This is a genomic window from Microbulbifer mangrovi, assembly GCF_002009015.1.
Taxonomy (GTDB): domain Bacteria; phylum Pseudomonadota; class Gammaproteobacteria; order Pseudomonadales; family Cellvibrionaceae; genus Microbulbifer; species Microbulbifer mangrovi.
This window is the reverse complement of record NZ_LZDE01000177.1, coordinates 1-5,461: the sequence shown is the minus strand read 5'-3', so window position 1 is coordinate 5,461 and position 5,461 is coordinate 1. Positions and strand designations below refer to the sequence as shown.

Genomic DNA, 5,461 nt, shown 5'->3' with positions numbered 1-5,461 from the left:
CCGCGCAGTACTTCGATGCGCTCGATATCGCTGGCCAGCAGGTGCTGGAACTGGGTGGTGACCTGGGTATTGGTGGGGTCGGCAACGTTGACGCCGTCCAACAGCACCAGTGTCCGCGAGCCGGACTCACCGCGCACATATACGTTACTGACCTTGCCCAGGCCGCCGGTGTTGCTCACGGAAATACCCGGCAGGGTTTTGACCACATCCAGCAGGGTGCCGTAGCCAAGCTTTTCAATATCCGCCGCGGTCAGTACCGAGACAGACACTGCAGACTGAGCCTTGGGAATCTCGATCCGACTGGCGGTGACGGTAACCTGTTCCAGGTCCTGACCAGCGGTCGCTGAGTTGTTTTCCGCAAAGGCGGATGGCGCGGCCAGAACGACACTGGTGGCACAGGCGCTGGCGAGCAGATTTTTTTTCATGGTGTTCCCCAATCTGAAAATTCGATCGATTGAGGGAGGGGAGATTTGGGCGAGAAGCACGAAAGAGCACGGATTGCGGCCCCGAGAACAAGCCCAGACAAAGCCCTCCGCTTTATCGTAGTTGCTGTGCTCAAGGCCGGTATCGGGCTTATCGTGCTCTGCAAATCACAGAAAACGAATCACCGTTGCGGGGGCAGCGCCGGATTGTAAATGCTGTTGTTTTCAGCGATCACCGGACTTCCCGTTTAACCCAACCAAGCCAGTTACTTTTGGCAACTTGAACTGCTGGGCACCTGGAGTCGGCGCGATTATACAGAAAGCGGGCCTTTCGGGAAGGATTGGGAAGAGGGAGGCGCAAAGTATGACGGGCAAACCCGGTGCTAGGTGAGGTCGCCGGCGATAAACTCGGGCCGCCCCTCACGCCAGCGGAACTCGCTACTGATGCCATATACGTCCGCCACCTGCGCGCGGGTCAGCACATCCGCCGGGGTGCCCCGGGCGCGCAGCTGGCCGTTTTCCAGCAGCAGAATACGATCGCAGTAACGGGCAGCAAGCCCCAGATCATGTATCGCCAGGACCACGATTTTACCGGCATCCGCCTGCTGACGGAAAGTTTCCATCAGCTGCAACTGGTGACGGATATCCAGCGCCGCGCCCGGCTCATCGGCAATCAGCATGGGGGCATCGCCTACGAGTAGCCGCGCCAGCTGTACACGGCGCTGCTCGCCACCGGAGAGTTGCGTCACCGGGCGCAGAGCGAGATCCCCGGCATCCACCTGCTGAAGTGCCGCGCGCACCCGGGCTTGTCGCTGTACGCGGCTGAAACTCCGCCCCCAGGGCAGCAGCCCCAGCGCGACCAGATCCTGCGCGGGCATACTCCAAGCCGGGCTTTCCTGTTGCGGCAGGAATGCACAAAGTTTCGCCCACTCCGCCCGAGGAATACTCGAACCGGGCTGCTCATTGACAGAAACTTGCCCGGCCGTGCACGGCAACACTCCGGCCAGACAGCCGAGTAAGCTGCTCTTGCCTGCACCATTGGGACCAATCACTGCAGTCAGCTCTCCGGGACTGAAAGCACAGTCGATGCCCTCAAGTACCTGCCGCTGGTGACGATTGAGCCCGAGACTGTGACAACGCAGGATTTGCGGATTTGGCTCGCTCACAGATTGCCCCCCTGCCGGCTACGTACAATCAGCCAGAAAAAGAAAGGCGCACCGATAAACGCCGTGACCGCGCCGATACGCAGCTCCTGGGCCCCCACGGTGTTCAACACCAGCACATCCGCCAGCAACAACAACAGTGCACCGGCGAGCGCACTAACCCAGAGCAGGCGCCCCGGATCCTGGCCCACCAGTGGCCGCATCAGGTGTGGGACCACCAGGCCAATAAACCCGATGGTTCCTGCGACTGCTACCGAAGCACCCACCGCAAATGCAATACCAAACAACACCAGCAGCGGGTAGCGGCGACCGGAGAAGCCCAGGGATGCGGCACTGGCCTCACCGAGAGAAAGCGCACGCAGGTAGTTGCGGGAAAGAAATAGAAATATCGCACCGATCACAATAAACGGCAGGGCCAGCAGCACCTGATCCCAGCCACGATTGGCGAGAGATCCCAGCAGCCAGAAAACGATTTCCTGCATGGCAAACATGCTCGGCGCATAGTTGAGTGCCAGTGCCATCAGCGCAGAAAGAAAGGCATTGATCGCCACCCCCGCCAGTACCAGGCGACTGGCACTGGCACCGTGCCCCGCCAGCAGCCAGACGCTGCCCACGGCCAGCAGCGCGCCCACAATGGCCAGCAGTGGCAACAGGTAACCGCTCACCGCAGCGCCGTAGTAGAGCACCAGAATCGCCGCCAGCGCGGCACCACTACTGACGCCCAGTAACGCAGGTTCCGCGAGCGGATTGCGCAACATGCCCTGCATGGCTGCTCCACCGAGGCCCAGTGCCGCACCCACTACAATGGCGAGTACTGCTCGCGGCAGGCGCAATTGCCAGAGAATGACCGCATCACTACTGTCACTGTGCCAGCCATCGGCGATCGCCGCCACCAGGTTTATCGATACCGGGCCACTGGATAGCGCCGCTATCAGGGCTATGGGCAACGTACAGACGATAAGAAGCAGAATTAAATTACGGTTGGCCAACAATTTCTTTTCTCTTTTCCATCAGCTGCTGCAGCACTTCCACAGCGGCCAGTGCCGGGCAAAAACCCAGCTCCTGCGGCAAGCGGTACACCCTGCCCGCTTCGATATATTCACGCAACACCGGGTGACGCTCGGCCAGGTGGGCGATGGCAAAGTCCTGTTCACCCCCATAGAAAACCAGCAACTGCGGTTGCGAATCAATAACTTGCTCGAGACTCACCCGCCCCAGTTGTTGTACGCCCTGCTGTGCAGCCAGATTGGTAAACCCTGCGCGGGTTAACAACTCGTGCTCGAGCATGCCGTCGCCGTATGTGATGTTGTTCGCGGAAAGAATCAGGGCCCTGGGATTATCACTGCTTGTCTCAGGTGCCTGCTCCAGCAATGCCTGCAGCTTGCCCCGCTGCTGGCGCAGCCCAGGCAATTCTCCCAGGGCTTGCTGGAGGGACGACAGCTGCTGCTGCAACTGTGCCAGGTTGTAGGCATCGGGGATTCGGATAACGCGCAAGCCCAGCTGCTCGAGGCGTTGCGATGCGCGCTGGGCGCCATATTGGCCGGTCAACACCAAATCGGGCTTGAGCGGCAGCAGTTCTTCTGCCTGCGCCCGATTCAGATAGAGATGTTCCGGCAATGGCGCGCGCCGATAGTGCTTTTCTCCGGAAAGCCAGGTCACCGAAACAATTTTCTCTGGTGCCACCCACTGCAGCAGTAACTGGTCCATGCACAGGTTGAGAGAGGCAATCCTCTCCTGAGCGGAGGCCGGCGTGGAGACCATGGCCGGAAACAGGACCCCGAGCGATATCGAGAGCAGCCGCCGCAGGCCGATTAGTATTTCCCTGTAACTATTCATTATCCCACTGAGCGACTTCCCGGTGACGTTAGGGTACCTAGCCCGGCCTTCTTTTAACTGCATCCAAATCATCGCGTCGACGCATCCTACTGGCACCAACGATGAATTGTTACTGACACACTCTGGAGTACAACATGACTGAGGACACCCTGGCGCTGCTGGTTCCTTTCGGATTTTTTCTACTGGTCGGCACTTCGCTGTGGATGGTACTGCACTTCCGCAACAAACGTTCCCTGGAAGTACAGCAAACCGTACGCATTGCCCTGGAGAAAGGTATGCCACTGTCTCCAGAACTGATTGATCAGATGGGCGCCAGCAACAAGCCGCACCCCCTGAAAGACGTGCGCCGGGGTATCGTCTGGATTGCCGTTGCCGTCGGGATGGCCCTGTTCGGTTACTGCGTCCCGGACCCGAGCAACCAGGCGTTTGCAGCCATTCTCGCGATTGCTGCCCTTCCCCTGGCCGTTGGCTTGGGATACCTGGCCATGCACCAGTTCGCGCGGAACAAGATCGCCTGATCAAAAAGCACTGGCCGCCCGCGCTCAGCTCATTTCAATGGCGCTGAGCGCCTCGGCCAGGGTCTTGACGGCGATCACTTCCATTCCATCAATATCGTTCTTCAGGCGATTACTCGCCGGTACTATGGCCTTGCGAAAACCGTGTTTGGCCGCCTCCCGCAATCGCTCTTGCCCCGAAGGCACGGGGCGAATCTCTCCGGCCAGGCCCACTTCCCCAAACACCATCATGTCCCGCGGCAGCGGACGGTTGCGAAAGCTGGATACCACAGCAATCAGCAGGGTCAGGTCTGCACTGGTTTCGACAACCTTCACACCGCCGACCACGTTGATAAACACGTCCTGATCGCCGACCAGCACGCCGCCGTGGCGATGCAGCACCGCCAACAGCATATTCAATCTGTTCTGATCCAGGCCCACCGCAACACGGCGCGGGTTGCCTAGGCTGCTGTCATCCACCAGCGCCTGCAGCTCCACCAGCAACGGTCGTGTGCCTTCCCAAACGGACGTCACCACCGAGCCGGCGGCAATCTCGTCTGCCCGCTGCAGGAAGATGGCGGAAGGGTTGGAGACCTCCTTGAGACCCTGTTCGGTCATGGCAAACACACCCAGCTCGTTCACCGCGCCAAAGCGATTTTTGTGCGCGCGCAGGGTGCGGAAGCGGGAGTCGTGGGTGCCCTCGAGCATGATGGAGCAGTCGATAATGTGCTCCAGTACTTTGGGGCCGGCCAAACTGCCGTCTTTGGTTACATGCCCCACCAGAATCAGCGCGGTGCCGGTCTGTTTGGCAAAGCGGGTAAGGTAGGCGGCGCTCTCACGCACCTGCGCTACCGAGCCCGGCGCGGACTGCACCTCGGCCATGTGCATGACCTGGATAGAGTCCACCACCATCACCTTGGGTTTTACCTCACCGGCGGTGAGGCAAATCTGCTCGACGTTGGTCTCGGACAGCATCTGCAGGTGGTCCGCCGGCAGCCCGAGGCGCTTGGCGCGCATCGCCACCTGCTGCAGGGATTCCTCACCGGTCACGTACAGAGCCGGGAGGGTTTGCGAGAGGTGGCACAGGGTCTGCAGCAGCACCGTGGACTTGCCGGCACCGGGATGCCCGCCAATCAGCACTACCGACCCGGGCACCAGCCCACCACCCAGCACCCGATCCAGTTCGCTGGCATTGGTGGGGATACGCGGCAGCTCGCTGAGGTCGATCTCGGACAGTTTCTGCACTTTGCCCTGCCCGGCAGCGCCGGCATAGCCGGCCTGGGCATCGGTAAAATTGGCGGAGCGGCTGTCCGTGTGCGCCGGACCCAGCCGTACTTCACTCAGGCTGTTCCACGCCCCACAGGCGCTGCACTGGCCTGCCCATTTGCTGTAGTCGGCTCCGCACTCATTACAGACAAATGCGGTTTTGGATTTTTTGGCCAAGGTATTGCTCTCTGTTCGTGTTGCAGCGGTGCCAGTTCTGTTCAAGCTCTGTAGCGGCGTCGCTATCGGGCATGACCTTCTGAGACACGCCGTGAACCCATCC

6 protein-coding genes and 1 riboswitch are annotated in these 5,461 nt (G+C 60.4%); of the genes, 1 reads left to right on the top strand and 5 read right to left on the bottom strand.

Annotated elements, in window-relative coordinates; all coding sequences use genetic code 11:
* The 4 genes from B4U49_RS01470 to B4U49_RS01455 form a co-directional block, all read right to left on the bottom strand.
* The coding region (locus tag B4U49_RS01470; protein ID WP_143735462.1) for a TonB-dependent receptor plug domain-containing protein at positions 1 to 425 on the bottom strand (425 nt) is incomplete at its 3' end.
* A gap of 117 nt (positions 426 to 542) precedes the next feature.
* A riboswitch (cobalamin riboswitch) is annotated at positions 543 to 737 on the bottom strand.
* Between the two features lie 68 nt (positions 738 to 805).
* Positions 806 to 1,588, bottom strand: a complete 783-nt coding sequence (locus tag B4U49_RS01465; RefSeq protein ID WP_204902958.1) for an ABC transporter ATP-binding protein — start codon at positions 1,586 to 1,588, stop codon at positions 806 to 808.
* Entirely contained in the window at positions 1,585 to 2,574 is a 990-nt protein-coding gene (locus B4U49_RS01460) for a FecCD family ABC transporter permease (RefSeq protein ID WP_239692425.1), read from the bottom strand. The genes B4U49_RS01465 and B4U49_RS01460 overlap by 4 nt, the downstream gene beginning before the upstream one ends.
* Positions 2,561 to 3,421 (bottom strand): ABC transporter substrate-binding protein, encoded by an 861-nt coding sequence (locus tag B4U49_RS01455; RefSeq protein WP_158078526.1) that lies wholly within the window; start codon positions 3,419 to 3,421, stop codon positions 2,561 to 2,563. Before B4U49_RS01455 ends, B4U49_RS01460 begins: the two co-directional genes overlap by 14 nt.
* Before the next feature lie 134 nt (positions 3,422 to 3,555).
* On the opposite strand from B4U49_RS01455, the gene B4U49_RS01450 reads away from it, so the two are divergent.
* Complete coding sequence (locus tag B4U49_RS01450) at positions 3,556 to 3,939, top strand: DUF6249 domain-containing protein (RefSeq protein ID WP_078082811.1); 384 nt, start codon at positions 3,556 to 3,558, stop codon at positions 3,937 to 3,939.
* A gap of 24 nt (positions 3,940 to 3,963) precedes the next feature.
* Here the strand turns inward: B4U49_RS01450 and radA are convergent, their stop codons facing one another.
* A complete protein-coding gene (gene radA / locus B4U49_RS01445; protein WP_078082810.1) occupies positions 3,964 to 5,358 on the bottom strand; it encodes a DNA repair protein RadA in 1,395 nt (464 codons plus the stop codon).
* Positions 5,359 to 5,461 lie beyond the last annotated feature (103 nt).